At 60.3% G+C, this 14,418-nt stretch carries 11 protein-coding genes, 2 rRNA genes and 3 pseudogenes; 8 read left to right on the top strand and 8 right to left on the bottom strand.

Annotated features, from left to right (window positions below; genetic code table 11):
• Positions 1 to 26: 26 nt before the first annotated feature.
• The 4 genes and pseudogenes from AX767_RS02120 to coaBC form a co-directional block, all read right to left on the bottom strand.
• Positions 27 to 527 carry a glycine zipper 2TM domain-containing protein gene (locus AX767_RS02120; RefSeq protein ID WP_068628224.1) on the bottom strand — a complete coding sequence of 167 codons (501 nt, stop codon included), beginning with the start codon at positions 525 to 527 and terminating at the stop codon, positions 27 to 29.
• Positions 528 to 701: 174 nt separating this feature from the next.
• A pseudogene (dut, locus tag AX767_RS02125) lies at positions 702 to 1,147 on the bottom strand (dUTP diphosphatase).
• Positions 1,144 to 1,599, bottom strand: a complete 456-nt coding sequence (locus AX767_RS02130; RefSeq protein ID WP_068628229.1) for a hypothetical protein — start codon at positions 1,597 to 1,599, stop codon at positions 1,144 to 1,146. Before AX767_RS02130 ends, dut begins: the two are co-directional and overlap by 4 nt.
• Positions 1,596 to 2,822, bottom strand: a complete 1,227-nt coding sequence (gene coaBC / locus AX767_RS02135) for a bifunctional phosphopantothenoylcysteine decarboxylase/phosphopantothenate--cysteine ligase CoaBC (RefSeq protein WP_068628230.1) — start codon at positions 2,820 to 2,822, stop codon at positions 1,596 to 1,598. Before coaBC ends, AX767_RS02130 begins: the two co-directional genes overlap by 4 nt.
• A 70-nt stretch (positions 2,823 to 2,892) precedes the next feature.
• On the opposite strand from coaBC, the pseudogene AX767_RS02140 reads away from it, so the two are divergent.
• The 7 genes and pseudogenes from AX767_RS02140 to AX767_RS02170 all read left to right on the top strand — a co-directional run bounded on the left by AX767_RS02140 (position 2,893) and on the right by AX767_RS02170 (position 8,618).
• A pseudogene (locus tag AX767_RS02140) lies at positions 2,893 to 4,571 on the top strand (CTP synthase).
• Entirely contained in the window at positions 4,568 to 5,425 is an 858-nt protein-coding gene (gene kdsA, locus AX767_RS02145; RefSeq protein ID WP_068628231.1) for a 3-deoxy-8-phosphooctulonate synthase, read from the top strand. The pseudogene AX767_RS02140 and the gene kdsA overlap by 4 nt, the downstream one beginning before the upstream one ends.
• Positions 5,422 to 5,708: pseudogene (locus AX767_RS02150) on the top strand (DUF1330 domain-containing protein). Before kdsA ends, AX767_RS02150 begins: the two are co-directional and overlap by 4 nt.
• Before the next feature lie 37 nt (positions 5,709 to 5,745).
• Entirely contained in the window at positions 5,746 to 7,029 is a 1,284-nt protein-coding gene (gene eno, locus AX767_RS02155) for a phosphopyruvate hydratase (protein ID WP_068628232.1), read from the top strand.
• A 15-nt stretch (positions 7,030 to 7,044) separates the two neighbouring features.
• Positions 7,045 to 7,320, top strand: coding sequence for a cell division protein FtsB (ftsB, locus tag AX767_RS02160; RefSeq protein ID WP_068628233.1), 276 nt, complete (start codon positions 7,045 to 7,047; stop codon positions 7,318 to 7,320).
• Between the two features lie 12 nt (positions 7,321 to 7,332).
• On the top strand, positions 7,333 to 7,950 hold the full coding sequence (pnuC, locus tag AX767_RS02165) for a nicotinamide riboside transporter PnuC (RefSeq protein WP_068628234.1): 618 nt from the start codon (positions 7,333 to 7,335) through the stop codon (positions 7,948 to 7,950).
• Entirely contained in the window at positions 7,947 to 8,618 is a 672-nt protein-coding gene (locus AX767_RS02170; RefSeq protein ID WP_068628242.1) for an AAA family ATPase, read from the top strand. The genes pnuC and AX767_RS02170 overlap by 4 nt, the downstream gene beginning before the upstream one ends.
• Before the next feature lie 22 nt (positions 8,619 to 8,640).
• Here the strand turns inward: AX767_RS02170 and hslO are convergent, their stop codons facing one another.
• Both hslO and AX767_RS02180 read right to left on the bottom strand, forming a co-directional pair.
• Positions 8,641 to 9,639, bottom strand: coding sequence for an Hsp33 family molecular chaperone HslO (gene hslO / locus AX767_RS02175; RefSeq protein WP_068628244.1), 999 nt, complete (start codon positions 9,637 to 9,639; stop codon positions 8,641 to 8,643).
• A 9-nt stretch (positions 9,640 to 9,648) separates the two neighbouring features.
• Positions 9,649 to 10,173 (bottom strand): gamma carbonic anhydrase family protein, encoded by a 525-nt coding sequence (locus tag AX767_RS02180; protein WP_068628246.1) that lies wholly within the window; start codon positions 10,171 to 10,173, stop codon positions 9,649 to 9,651.
• A 38-nt stretch (positions 10,174 to 10,211) separates the two neighbouring features.
• Between AX767_RS02180 and AX767_RS02185 the strand changes: the two genes are divergently transcribed.
• Entirely contained in the window at positions 10,212 to 11,015 is an 804-nt protein-coding gene (locus AX767_RS02185) for a ferritin-like domain-containing protein (RefSeq protein ID WP_068628248.1), read from the top strand.
• 76 nt (positions 11,016 to 11,091) lie between these two features.
• On the opposite strand, the gene rrf is transcribed toward AX767_RS02185, so the two are convergent.
• Together rrf and AX767_RS02195 are read right to left on the bottom strand one after the other, a co-directional pair.
• Positions 11,092 to 11,204, bottom strand: a 5S ribosomal RNA gene (gene rrf / locus AX767_RS02190).
• Positions 11,205 to 11,347: 143 nt separating this feature from the next.
• Positions 11,348 to 14,223 (bottom strand): 23S ribosomal RNA (locus tag AX767_RS02195).
• Positions 14,224 to 14,418 lie beyond the last annotated feature (195 nt).

Consider the following 14,418-nt stretch of genomic DNA (forward strand, 5'->3'; position numbering starts at 1 on the left):
CCCGGCTTTTTTTCGACGCGTGAAAACTACCAGCGCGAAATCTGCCCGTTGTCGATCCGCACGCGATCGCCGATGCGCAGATCGCCGGGGCTCGCAACGTCGAACACACGATACGCACCGTTCTCGGTCTGGACCGACACCCGGTAGCTCTCGTACGCACGCGGGCCGTTGTTCTGCGCTTCGATGCTGTTGCCGAGCAACGCGCCGCCAACGAGACCCAGCGCCGTGGCAGCGGCGCGGCCGCCGCCGCGACCGAACTGGTTGCCCACCACGCCACCGATCAAGCCGCCCGCCACGGCGCCGCCACCGGATGTGCCGCTGCCGGCGGTCTCGCTGCGCAAGACCTCGATGTTCGCCACGCGGCCATGTTCGACATAGGGCGCCTGCACGGCTGCATAGGGCTGCGGCGGCGCCTGGTAAGGGTAGCGGGTGGTCTGGTAAACCGGTGCAGGGGCCACGCAAGCGGTCAGCGTCGCCAGGGCGAGGACCGATGCGGTGACCGACAAAAAGCGAAAAGGAATTTTCATGGTGTTGTGCTCCTGGAATGGCGCACTGTGCGCCCTGTCTACATGCAACGCGTCGGACCTTCACGGCGCCGACGACGAAAACATGTTGAAACGTCAGAACGCAAGCAGCGTGCGCGGTTCCATGCTTTACCTGGGGGATGCGTCCCGCAGGAACGTCCCAGGGTCAGTCGGCGGTCAGTGTTTGCCGGTCGATCCGTAGCCGCCTTCACCGCGTTGCGAGAGCGGAAATTCGCTCACCACGTTGAACTGCGCCTGCATCACGGGACGATCACCAGCTGCGCGAGCCGCTCCATCGGCTGCAGCACGAAAGGCGTGTCGCTGCGGTTCCATGCGCTGATCTTCAGCTCGCCCTGGTAGTCGCTGTCGATCAAGCCGACCAGGTTGCCGAGCACGATGCCGTGCTTGTGGCCGAGCCCCGAACGCGGAAGGATCAGCGCGGCATAGCCCGCGTCGGCCAAGTGGATCGCGATACCGGTGCCGACGAGTTGCCACGCATTCGGCGCGAGCGTGATCGGCGCATCGAGGCAGGCGCGCAGGTCAAGGCCCGCGCTGCCTGGCGTCGCATAGGCCGGCAATTGATCCGTCATGCGCGGATCGAGGACACGGACGTCGACTTTCACTTTGCTTTCCTTTGCTGTTCCCGTTGTTTGCGCGCCGCGTCTTCCAGGACTTTTTGCCATTTCGCGACGCCGCCGCCCGGAAGCTTGAACTGGCGAAGCTGGTAGGCGAGCCATGCTCCCCCCGCCGCCAGCAAGACGAGGATGCCGACCGGCACCTGGGCTGCCCAGAGCAGCACCAGGACGACCACGCCGACACCGAGGAGCAGCTTGCCCGCGACGCCGCCGATCGAGGGAACGGTCACTGCGGCCTCGCCGTTGGAAGAGAGGCGTCGTTGCGCGGCCGACGCCGCCGCCGATGCCGCGCCGTGCGGCTCCGACGATGGCGTCATGCCGACGTCGAGCCCGTGGTCGCCTTCCTGGCCGGCGCGTTTCGGCAAGGCGGATTGAGCCGAGAGCCGCTCGACGTAACTTGCAAAGTCGCCATTCGGCGGGGTGTTCCATTGCGGGTTCATGCGTTTCTCCAATCGGGCAGCCGCGCTGCGATGTCGGTGACCAGTTCACGCGCCAGCGTGAGCTTGGCGGCGCGCGGCAACTCGCGCACGCCCTTGGCGTCGACCAGCAGCAACGCGTTGTCGTCCTGCCCGAAGGTCAACGGCCCGATGTTGCCGACCAGCAGCGGAATGCCCTTGCGTTCCCGCTTGGCCTTTGCATGTTCGACGAGGTTCTCGCTCTCTGCGGCAAAGCCGACGCAGAAAAGCTCGCGGCGTTGCGCGCGCTCGCCCTGCGCCACCGTGAGCAGGATATCGGTGTTCTCCACGAAGTGCAGCACCGGCGGCTTGCCACTGCCGTCCTTCTTGATCTTGTGTTCGCTGTGCGCGGCCGGTCGCCAGTCTGCAACGGCTGCGGTCGCAATGAAAATCGTCGCGCGCTGCGCAGCAGCGACGGTTGCATCGAGCATTTCCTGCGCCGAAGTCACATCGACACGGCGCACCCCGCGCGGCGTCTCGAGGTGCACCGGGCCGGCCACCAGAGTGACATCGGCGCCGGCATCGCGTGCGGCGCGTGCGATCGCAAAACCCATCTTTCCGGACGAGTGATTCGTGATGCCGCGAATCGGGTCGAGCGCCTCGAACGTCGGCCCCGCGGTGACCAGCACGTGCTGTCCGGCCAGCAGCTTCGGCTGGAAAAAAGCGGTGATGTCGTCGAGCAATTGCGCGGGCTCGAGCATGCGGCCATCGCCGGTTTCGCCGCACGCCTGCCAGCCGCTGCCGACGCCCAGCACATGGGCGCCGTCCGCCGCCACCTGCGCCAGGTTGCGCTGCGTCGCGGGATGCGACCACATCTCCCGGTTCATCGCCGGCGCGATCAAGAGCGGGACGCGGTCTGCCGGGCGCGCGAGGCACAGCAGGCTCAGGAGCTCGTCGGAACGCCCTTGCACCAGCCGCGCGATGAAGTCGGCGCTGCAGGGCGCCAGCACGATCGCATCGGCTTCGCGACTCAGGTTGATGTGCGGCATGTTGTTGGGCTCGCGCGCATCCCACTGCGAGCCGTACACCGGGCGTCCCGACAAGGCCTGCATGGTGACCGGCGTGATGAACTGTTCGGCCGCTTCGGTCATGACCACCTGCACCGTCGCGCCGGCTTTCAGGAGCAGGCGGCACAGCTCGGCCGACTTGTAGCAGGCGATGCCGCCGGTGAGGCCGAGGACAATGTGTCTATCCGAGAGGTCTTGCATGCCGGCAGTTTAAGTGGCCCGCCTATAATCCTCATTTCCCACTGACCGGACGTAAAAGTCTGGAAATGGCATGACCAAATTCGTCTTCGTCACCGGCGGTGTGGTGTCTTCCCTGGGCAAGGGAATCGCCTCCGCATCGCTCGCCGCCATTCTCGAATCGCGCGGCCTCAAAGTCACACTCATCAAGCTCGATCCGTACATCAACGTCGATCCCGGCACCATGTCGCCGTTTCAGCACGGTGAAGTATTTGTCACCGACGACGGCGCCGAAACCGACCTCGACCTCGGCCACTACGAGCGCTTCATCAACACGCGGATGCGCAAGGCCAACAACTTCACCACTGGCCAGATCTACAAGTCGGTGCTCGAGAAAGAACGCCGCGGCGACTACCTCGGCAAGACCGTTCAGGTGATTCCGCACATCACGAACGAGATCCAGGAATACATCAAGCGCGGCGCCGGCATCGGCACTTCGCACGAGGTCGATGTGGCCATCGTCGAAATCGGCGGCACGGTGGGCGACATCGAGTCGCTGCCCTTCCTCGAAGCGGTGCGCCAGATGAGCCTGCGCGGCGGTCCGAACAACTCGGCCTTCGTCCACCTGTCGTACGTGCCGTGGATTGCCGCGGCCGGCGAACTCAAGACCAAGCCGACCCAGCACACCGCCAAGGAGCTGCGTGCCATCGGCATCCAGGCCGACGTGCTGCTGTGTCGCGCCGACCGGCCGATTCCCGACGACGAGCGCGCCAAGATCTCGCTTTTCTCGAACGTGCCGGAATGGGGCGTGATCTCGATGTGGGACGTCGACACCATCTACAAGGTGCCGCGCATCCTGCACGAGCAGGGTCTCGACGGCCTGATCTGCGACAAGCTGCGTATCAACACGCCGCCGGCCAAACTGCAGCGTTGGGACGACCTGGTCTACGAGGTCGAGCATCCGCAGCGTGAAGTCAACATCGCGATGGTCGGCAAGTACGTCGACCTTTCCGACAGCTACAAGTCGCTGAACGAAGCATTGCGCCACGCCGGCATGAAGAACCATGCGCGCGTGAAGATCGACTACATCGATTCGGAAACCATCACCCAGCAGGACGTGGCCCGTCTGGCCAAGTACGACGCGATCCTCGTGCCCGGCGGCTTCGGTCAGCGCGGTGTCGAAGGCAAGATTTCGGCGGCGCGCTTCGCCCGCGAAACCAAGGTGCCGTACCTCGGCATCTGCCTGGGCATGCAGGTCGCGACGATCGAGTACGCGCGCAACGTGGCCGGTCTCAAGAACGCCAACAGCACCGAGTTCGAACCCGACACGGCCTGCCCCGTGATCGCGCTGATCACCGAATGGAAAGACAGCGACGGCACCGTCAAGACCCGCACCGAGAAATCCGACCTGGGTGGCACCATGCGCCTGGGCGCACAAAGTTCGGACGTGGCGCCGGGCACGCTGGCCCACAGCATCTACGGCGACGTGGTGACCGAACGCCACCGCCATCGCTACGAAGCCAACGTCAACTATCTCGACCAGTTGCGCAGTGCCGGCCTGGTGATTTCCGCGCTGACCCAGCGCGAGCACCTCACCGAAATCGTCGAGCTGCCGCAAGACGTTCATCCCTGGTACATGGGCGTCCAGTTCCATCCTGAATTCAAGTCGACGCCCTGGGTGGCCATCCGCTCTTCAACGCGTTCATCAAGGCCGCCCTGGAGCACCAGGCGGCCGGCGAAGGCAGCAAGCCCGTGATGAAGGTGGTCGCATGAAGTTGTGTGGCTTCGAGATCGGGCTCGACAAGCCGTTCTTCCTGATCGCCGGCCCGTGCGTGATCGAATCCGAGCAGCTGCAGATGGACACGGCCGGCACGCTGAAGGAGATCACCTCGGCGCTGGGCATTCCGTTCATCTTCAAAAGCAGTTTCGACAAGGCCAATCGCTCTTCCGGCAGCACTTTTCGCGGGCCAGGGATCGATGTGGGCCTGGAAATCCTGGCCAAGGTCAAACGCGAACTCGGCTTGCCGGTGCTGACCGACATCCACGACGAATCGCAGATCGCGCAGGTTTCGAGCGTGGTCGACGTGCTGCAGACGCCGGCGTTCCTGTGTCGTCAGACCGACTTCATCCGCGCGGTGGCGCAGTCGGGCAAGCCGGTCAATATCAAGAAGGGCCAGTTTCTCGCGCCGCACGACATGAAGAACGTGATCGACAAGGCGCGTGCTGCCGCGAAAGAAAAAGGCCTGGAAGAAGACAACTTCATGGCCTGCGAGCGCGGCGCCAGCTTCGGCTACAACAACCTGGTGTCGGACATGCGGTCGCTCGCGATCATGCGCGAGACACGTGCGCCGGTTGTCTTCGATGCCACGCACTCCGTGCAACTCCCGGGTGGCCAGGGAACCAGTTCGGGCGGCCAGCGCGAAATGGTGCCGGTGCTGGCGCGCGCAGCACTGGCCGTCGGCGTGGCGGGCGTGTTCATGGAAACGCACCCTGACCCATCCAAGGCGATGAGCGACGGCCCCAATGCCGTCCCGCTCAAGCACATGAAGGCATTGCTGGAGACGCTGGTCGCGCTTGATGCCATCACCAAGAAAAACGGCTATCTGGAAGACAGGTTTCAAGCATGAGTGGTTATGTCATTGCGTACGTCGAAGTCACCAACCCGACGCAGTACGAAGAATACAAAAAGTGGTCCTCCGCCGCGATGAAGGCCAGCGGCGCCGAGGTGTGCGTGCGCGGTGGCCAGGTCGCCGTGCTGGAAGGCGACTGTCGCCGTCGCGCGTGATCGTCCTCAAGTTCCCGACCTTCGAGCAAGCCACGGCGTTCTACGAACTGCCCGAATACCTCAAGGCACGCGAAGCGCGCGCCGGTGCGGCCGTGATGCGCATGATCGCCGTCGAAGGCCTCTGATTTTTGTTTTGACCGAGACTGAAAAGAAAGAAAACACATGAGTGCAATCGTTGACATCGTCGGGCGCGAGATTCTCGACAGCCGCGGCAATCCCACCGTCGAATGCGACGTGCTGCTCGAGTCGGGCACCATGGGCCGCGCGGCGGTGCCGTCCGGCGCATCGACCGGCTCGCGCGAAGCGATCGAGCTGCGGGACGGCGACATGAAGCGCTACCTCGGCAAGGGCGTGCTCAAGGCCGTGGAAAACATCAACACCGAAATCTCCGAATCGGTGCTGGGCCTCGATGCCAGCGAGCAGGCGTTCCTCGACCGCACGCTGAACGACCTCGACGGTACCGACAACAAGGCCCGCCTGGGCGCCAACGCCACGCTGGCCGTGTCGATGGCCGTGGCGCGCGCCGCAGCCGAAGAATCCGGGCTCCCGCTGTATCGCTACTTCGGCGGCATGGGCGGCATGCAATTGCCGGTTCCGATGATGAACGTCATCAACGGCGGTGCGCATGCCAACAACAGCCTGGACATCCAGGAATTCATGATCATTCCGGTGGGCGCCAAAAGCTTCCGCGAAGCGGTTCGCTATGGCGCGGAAACCTTTCATGCACTGAAGAAGATCCTGGGCGACCGCGGCATCAGTACCGCGGTCGGCGACGAAGGCGGCTTCGCGCCGAGCGTCTCGAGCCACGAGGAAGCGATCCAGCTGATCCTCGAAGCCATCGACAAGGCAGGCTACGTGGCAGGCGAACAGATCGCGCTCGGCCTCGACTGCGCGGCGAGCGAGTTCTACAAGGACGGCCACTACGTGCTGGGCGCCGAGAACCTGACGCTCTCGGCCGAAAACTGGACTGACATGCTGGCGAACTGGGTCGGCAAGTACCCGATCATCAGCATCGAAGACGGCATGCACGAAGGCGATTGGGACGGGTGGAAGCACCTGACGGAACGCCTGGGCAAACGGGTGCAGCTGGTCGGCGACGACCTGTTCGTCACCAATACCAGAATCCTGCAGGAAGGCATCGACAAGGGCATCGCCAACTCGATCCTGATTAAGATCAACCAGATCGGTACGCTGACCGAGACCTTCGCCGCGATCGAGATGGCCAAGCGCGCCGGCTACACCGCCGTGATCTCGCACCGCTCGGGCGAGACCGAAGACTCGACCATCGCCGACATCGCCGTGGGCACGAACGCCGGTCAGATCAAGACGGGTTCGCTGTCGCGGTCGGACCGCACGGCCAAGTACAACCAGCTCCTGCGCATTGAAGAAGACCTCGGCGACGTCGCGAGCTACCCGGGACGCGCCGCCTTCTACAACCTGAAGTAGGACTCGACCGCTCCCATGCGCACGCGCATCGTTCCGATCGTTCTGGTCTTGTTGCTGGCCGTTCTTCAATGGCAGCTTTGGACCGGGCGCGGCAGCATGCGCGACGTGGCGCAACTGCGCGAAAAGCTCGTTGTCCAAAAGGAGGCCAATGCCAAGGCGGCGCTGGCCAACGAGCGGCTGACCTCGGAAGTGAGCGATCTGAAGGAAGGCCTTGAGATGGTCGAGGAACGTGCCCGCGCCGAACTCGGCATGGTCAAGCCGAACGAAGTGTTCGTGCAAATGACGCACTGAAACGCACCTCGAATGCCGGCGTTTTTTTCCGCGCAGGCTTTTGCGCTGTGGGGTACCCCGACCACCTGGCTGGAAGTCGTGGCAGCCCTTCTTGCGTTGGCGATGGTGGGTTGCAACATGCGCGAAATCCATTGGGGATGGCCGCTCGCCATCGTGAGTTCGCTGCTCTACGTGGGCGTTTTCGCACAGGCCCGCATTTACGGTGACGCCTCACTCCAGATTTTCTTTGCCGTCGTGGCGTTGTGGGGTTGGTTCCAGTGGCTGCGCGGGCGCCGGGCCGACGGCAGTTCGTTGCATGTCAGCCGGCTGTCGTCGCGCGGACGGTGGCGCACGTTGGCGGCGTGCGCCATTGCGTGGCCGGCCGTCTCGTTTTTCCTGATTCGCTTTACCGACTCCGATGTGCCCTGGTTCGACGGTTTTGCCACCGGGCTCAGCCTGGTCGGACAGTTCTTGCTCGCACGGAAGTTCATCGAGAACTGGGTGGTGTGGCTGGCCGTCAATGCCGTGAGTGTGGGACTCTTCATTCACAAAGGCTTGTGGCTCACCGTCGGGCTCTATGCAGTCTTTGCAGTGCTCAGCGTGGCGGGCTACCAGACGTGGCGACAGCGCCTGCGTCCTGTCGCCCCATGACCCCGGCGCTGCCGACCGGCTGTGTGATCGCGATGCTGGGCGCCGAAAGCACGGGGAAGACAGAGCTCGCGCGAGCGATCGCTGGCCGCCTTCAGGCGCGTGGGCTTGCTGCCACGCTGGTCGGTGAGTACTTGCGCGAGTGGTGCGATCGTGAAGGCCGCACGCCCCGCCCCGACGAGCAAGCAGCCATCGCTGCCGAGCAGACGCGGCGCATTGCAGAGGCTGCGACACGGGGTGTGGTCGTGGCCGACACGACGGCGCTCATGACCGCCGTCTACAGCGACATGCTATTCAACGATGCTGGCCTCTACGCAACCGCCTTAAAGGCCCAGAGCGGCTATGCAATCACCTTGCTGACGGCGCTTGACGTCCCTTGGGTCGGCGACGGCTTGCAACGCGATGGACCGCACGTGCGCGTGCCGGTTGACGCCAGGGTTCGCGCTGCGTTGACCGACGCGCGCCTGCCATTCAGCGTGATCCATGGTCTTGGCCGAGAGCGCTTGTCCAACGCCTGGAATGCCATCCACGCCATCGCCGATCGTTCGGACCCGGTGCGTGACACTCGCCGGTCCGGCGCGGGGAATGCGGCATGGTCGTGGCCTTGCGAAAAGTGCTCCGATCCCGCTTGCGAGCACCAGCTCTTCACGGCTCTTCTGGCGAAACGCTGATCCGCGACGCCTGCTGTCACGCCTACTGGACCACGGAACTGGCAGGCAACTGGTCGCCCGGTCCGCGAAAAATCTGCGCCGCATCCACGGCGTCGAAACGGTATTGCTTGCCGCAGAAATCGCAACCGACTTCGATGTCTCCGCGCTCCGCGAGGATGCTCTCAGCCTCTTCGACGCCGAGGCTGCGAATCATGCTTGCGACGCGCTCGCGGCCGCAGGTGCAGCCAAAGTGCGGGCCGAGCAAGCCAGCCTGCGGTTCGAAACGCAAAAGCTTCTCTTCCCAGAACAGGCGACGCAGGATGGTCTCGATGTCCAGCGTCAATAGCTCTTCGCGCGTCAGGCTCGACGCCAAGATCGAAACGCGGTTGTAGTCTTCGTTGAGCCCGATCTGGTCCGCGTTGGCCTGATCGAAATCGCGTTGCGACGTGCCCTCGAGATTGCCCTCACCCTTCACGGGAAGACGCTGAATCAGCAGTCCCGCAGCGACCTTGTCGTCCGCTGCGAGCACAAGCGTCGTGTCGAGTTGCTCGCTCTGCAACATGTAGTGCTGGAGCACGTCGCTCAGTTTGCCGAGCTTCTCGCCGCGGTCGCCGAAAAGCGGCACCACGCCCTGGTACGGCTGCTGCCCGGGCAGGCGGTCCTTCGGGTCCAGGGTGATGGCACAACGCCCCTTGTTGGTCACGTTGACCATGTCCGGGAGCCGCGCATCCGGCGGCAGGTCGCCGATGACTTTGGCCGTGGCACGGAGGCTGAGGTCGGGTTTGACTTCGGCGACCGCGACCTTCACCGGGCCGTCCCCGAAGATCTGCAGGATCAACGACCCATTGAACTTGATGTTCGACTGCATCAGCGTGGCTGCCGCGGTCATCTCGCCGAGCAGTTCAGCAACGGGGAGCGGGTAGGCGCCAGTCGCCGAATTGGACGCGCGACGCGCAAGAATCTCCCGCCACGCGTCGGTCAGGCGAACGATCATGCCGCGCACCGGCAGGCCATCGAACAGGAATTTGTGCAACTCGCTCAAAACAATCCTTCAGGAGATTTTCTTCAAGCCCTTCGCAAAGCGACGGGCGTTCTCGACGTAATGCTCGGCGCTTTGTCGCAGCTTCGTCGCAGCCGCATCGTCCAAAGTGCGAACCACCTTGGCGGGTGAACCGATGATCAGCGAGTTGTCGGGAAATTCCTTGCCCTCGGTCACAACGCTGCCGGCGCCGACAATTGAATTGCGGCCAATCTTCGCGTTATTCAAGATCACCGCCTGGATGCCAATGAGCGAGTTGTCGCCGATGGTGCACCCGTGCAGCATGACCTGGTGCCCGATCGTGACGTTCTCGCCGACCGTGAGCGGGCACCCTACATCGGCATGCAGCACGGAAAGATCCTGAACATTGCTGTTGCGGCCGATGGTCAAGGTTTCCGTGTCGCCGCGCAGCACGGCACCGAACCAGATGCTTGCGTTGTCGGCCAGATGAACGTTGCCCATCACCTGCGCGCTGTCCGCGACCCAGGCATCCGTGCCAAGGCGTGGTGCCACGCCATCCAGTTCATACAAGGCCATCGCAGAGTCTCCTGACAGTCAAAACTAGAATTGTAGGGATGGACCCAAGATTGAGCGCGTTGAACGCACTGCGGCTGCAAGATCCCGATCAGAAAGTGACCGCGGCGCGCGCCGCGGCTGCGGATGCGACAAGACTGCCGATCAAGACGCACGGGGTGCGCACGGTGCATGACGATGCAGGCGTGCCCGGCCGACCCGCTCGTCCTCTGCGGGTCGCCGCCACCGACGTCGGGAGGCGTTCGCCATTCACCACCGAAGGGCGGGCCGCCTTGATTCATTCCATCTGTCATATCGAGTTCAATGCCATCAACCTTGCGTTGGACGCAGCTTGGCGCTTCGACGGGATGCCGGATGCGTATTACCGGGACTGGCTGCAGGTGGCTGATGAGGAGGCGGGCCATTTCCGCATGCTGCATTCGCTGTTGAACGGCATGGGATTTCGCTACGGCGATTTCACCGGTCACGACGGCTTGTGGATGATGTGTGAAAAAACGAAAGGCGATATCGTTGCGCGCATGGCGTTGGTGCCACGCACGCTGGAAGCAAGGGGACTCGACGCGACACCGTTGATCCAGGCCAAACTGCGCCGCGTGGCCACGCCCGATTCGCTCCGAGCGGTACAGATTCTGGACGTGATCTTGCGCGACGAAATCGGGCATGTCGCCATCGGCAATCGATGGTATCGGTGGCTTTGCGACCGCGATGGGCTTGACCCGATTAGTCACTATCGGGTGCTGTACCGCCTGTACGAAGCCCCGCGCCTGCGCGCACCTTTCAATATCGAAGCCAGAGAATTGGCAGGGTTCACCAGCGAAGAGATTGCGGCGCTATCGCACATCTAATCCATTCACCTTTCCTTTAAGTCCTCCCAAAGCAAAAACCCCCGACCTTTCGATCGGGGGTATTTGGGCTGTAAGAGCCTGACGATGACCTACTTTCACACGGGAACCCGCACTATCATCGGCGCTGAGTCGTTTCACTGTCCTGTTCGGGATGGGAAGGAGTGGTACCAACTCGCTATGGTCATCAGGCATAAAGGGTTGTCGAGTTGATCGGCAGATCAACCCAACGAATTCATAGAGTTTGGAATCAGCACGCAATGCCTGCGCTGCTTAGAATATATTTTGAATGCGTCAACTTGGCATAACACCTTGATCTGAACGATCAAAGTTATAGGGTCAAGCCGCACGAGCAATTAGTATCAGTTAGCTTAACGCATTACTGCGCTTCCACACCTGACCTATCAACGTCCTGGTCTTGAACGACTCTTTAGGGGGCTCAAGGCCCCGGCAGATCTCATCTTGAAACGAGTTTCCCGCTTAGATGCTTTCAGCGGTTATCTCTTCCACACTTAGCTACTCGGCAATGCCACTGGCGTGACAACCGATACACCAGAGGTGTGTCCACTCCGGTCCTCTCGTACTAGGAGCAGGCTTCCTCAAATCTGCAGCGCCCACGGAAGATAGGGACCAAACTGTCTCACGACGTTTTAAACCCAGCTCACGTACCTCTTTAAATGGCGAACAGCCATACCCTTGGGACCGGCTACAGCCCCAGGATGAGATGAGCCGACATCGAGGTGCCAAACACCGCCGTCGATATGAACTCTTGGGCGGTATCAGCCTGTTATCCCCAGAGTACCTTTTATCCGTTGAGCGATGGCCCTTCCATACAGAACCACCGGATCACTATGTCCTGCTTTCGCATCTGCTCGACTTGTCAGTCTCGCAGTTAAGCACGCTTATGCCATTGCACTATCGTCACGATGTCCGACCGTAACTAGCGTACCTTCGAACTCCTCCGTTACGCTTTGGGAGGAGACCGCCCCAGTCAAACTGCCTACCATGCACTGTCCCCGATCCAGATAATGGACCTAGGTTAGAACCTCAAACACACCAGGGTGGTATTTCAACGTTGGCTCCACAAGATCTAGCGACCCTGCTTCAAAGCCTCCCACCTATCCTACACAGATCTGTTCAAAGTCCAATACAAAGCTACAGTAAAGGTTCATGGGGTCTTTCCGTCTTTCCGCGGGGAGATTGCATCATCACAAACATTTCAACTTCGCTGAGTCTCAGGAGGAGACAGTGTGGCCATCGTTACGCCATTCGTGCAGGTCGGAACTTACCCGACAAGGAATTTCGCTACCTTAGGACCGTTATAGTTACGGCCGCCGTTTACTGGGACTTCAATCAAGAGCTTGCACCCCATCATTTAATCTTCCAGCACCGGGCAGGCGTCACACCCTATACGTCCACTTTCGTGTTTGCAGAGTGCTGTGTTTTTAATAAACAGTCGCAGCCACCGATTTTTTGCAACCCATTCATGCTTCGTTGTTCACTACACACTAATAGGGCACACCTTCTTCCGAAGTTACGGTGTCAATTTGCCGAGTTCCTTCTCCTGAGTTCTCTCAAGCGCCTTAGAATACTCATCTCGCGCACCAGTGTCGGTTTGCGGTACGGTCGTATATAGCTGAAGCTTAGTGGCTTTTCCTGGAACCTCGTTCAGTCACTTCACGGACAAGTCCGCTCGATCGTTGGCCTCGGTATATGTGCACCGGATTTGCCTAATGCACGCCTACATCCAACTAAACCAGAATAATCCAATAACTGGATGACCTATTAAGATCCGTCCCCACATCGCACTATATATCGGTACAGGAATATTGACCTGTTTCCCATCAGCTACGCATCTCTGCCTCGCCTTAGGGGCCGACTCACTCTACGCCGATGAACGTTGCGTAGAAAACCTTGCGCTTACGGCGAGGGGGCTTTTCACCCCCTTTAACGCTACTCATGTCAGCATTCGCACTTCTGATACCTCCAGCACGCCTTACAACGCACCTTCACAGGCTTACAGAACGCTCTCCTACCACTTGCAATAAATTGCAAATCCGCAGCTTCGGTAACTGGCTTAGCCCCGTTACATCTTCCGCGCAGGACGACTCGATCAGTGAGCTATTACGCTTTCTTTAAATGATGGCTGCTTCTAAGCCAACATCCTGACTGTTTTAGCCTTCCCACTTCGTTTCCCACTTAGCCAATTTTAGGGACCTTAGCTGGCGGTCTGGGTTGTTTCCCTCTTGAGTCCGGACGTTAGCACCCGGTGCTCTGTCTCCCAAGCTGTACTCATCGGTATTCGGAGTTTGCCTTGGTTTGGTAAGTCGCCATGACCCCCTAGCCAAAACAGTGCTCTACCCCCGATGGTAATACTTGAGGCACTACCTAAATAGTTTTCGGAGAGAACCAGCTATTTCCAAGTTTGTTTAGCCTTTCACCCCTATCCACAGCTCATCCGCTAGTTTTGCAACACTAGTCGGTTCGGACCTCCAGTACCTGTTACGGCACCTTCATCCTGGCCATGGATAGATCACTTGGTTTCGGGTCTACACCCAGCGACTGATCGCCCTATTCGGACTCGATTTCTCTACGGCTTCCCTATTCGGTTAACCTTGCCACTGAATGTAAGTCGCTGACCCATTATACAAAAGGTACGCAGTCACCCCTTACGAGGCTCCTACTTTTTGTAAGCACGCGGTTTCAGGATCTATTTCACTCCCCTCCCGGGGTTCTTTTCGCCTTTCCCTCACGGTACTAGTTCACTATCGGTCAATGATGAGTATTTAGCCTTGGAGGATGGTCCCCCCATATTCAGACAGGATTTCTCGTGTCCCGCCCTACTTGTCGTTAACTTAGTACCACACGTCTCTTTTCACGTACGGGGCTATCACCCGCTATGGCCAGTCTTTCCAAACTGTTCCGTTAAGAGTCGTGCTATCACTAACAGGCTTCTCCGATTTCGCTCGCCACTACTTTCGGAATCTCGGTTGATGTCTTTTCCTCGAGCTACTGAGATGTTTCAGTTCACCCGGTTCGCCTCGCATAGCTATGTATTCACTATGCGATACCCTTTCAGGTGGGTTTCCCCATTCGGAAATCTCCGGATCAAAGCTAATTTGCCAGCTCCCCGAAGCTTATCGCAGGCTATCACGTCCTTCGTCGCCTATCATTGCCAAGGCATCCACCACGTGCTCTTATTCACTTGACCCTATAACTTTGACGTCTCTTGCGAGACTACAAAATCATTTCAAGGAATATTGTCAGGTCTTGCACCTGACGCGTTATGCCGTAATTGAACTTTCGTTCAGATTACCTAAATTTCAAACGTGAAGTTTGATATTCGTTTTGACGCAATCAAAAATTCTATGTTGCTGATGGCACGGTCTGCACTAAACCTTTACGA

Source organism: Variovorax sp. PAMC 28711, from assembly GCF_001577265.1.
Lineage (GTDB): Bacteria > Pseudomonadota > Gammaproteobacteria > Burkholderiales > Burkholderiaceae_C > Variovorax.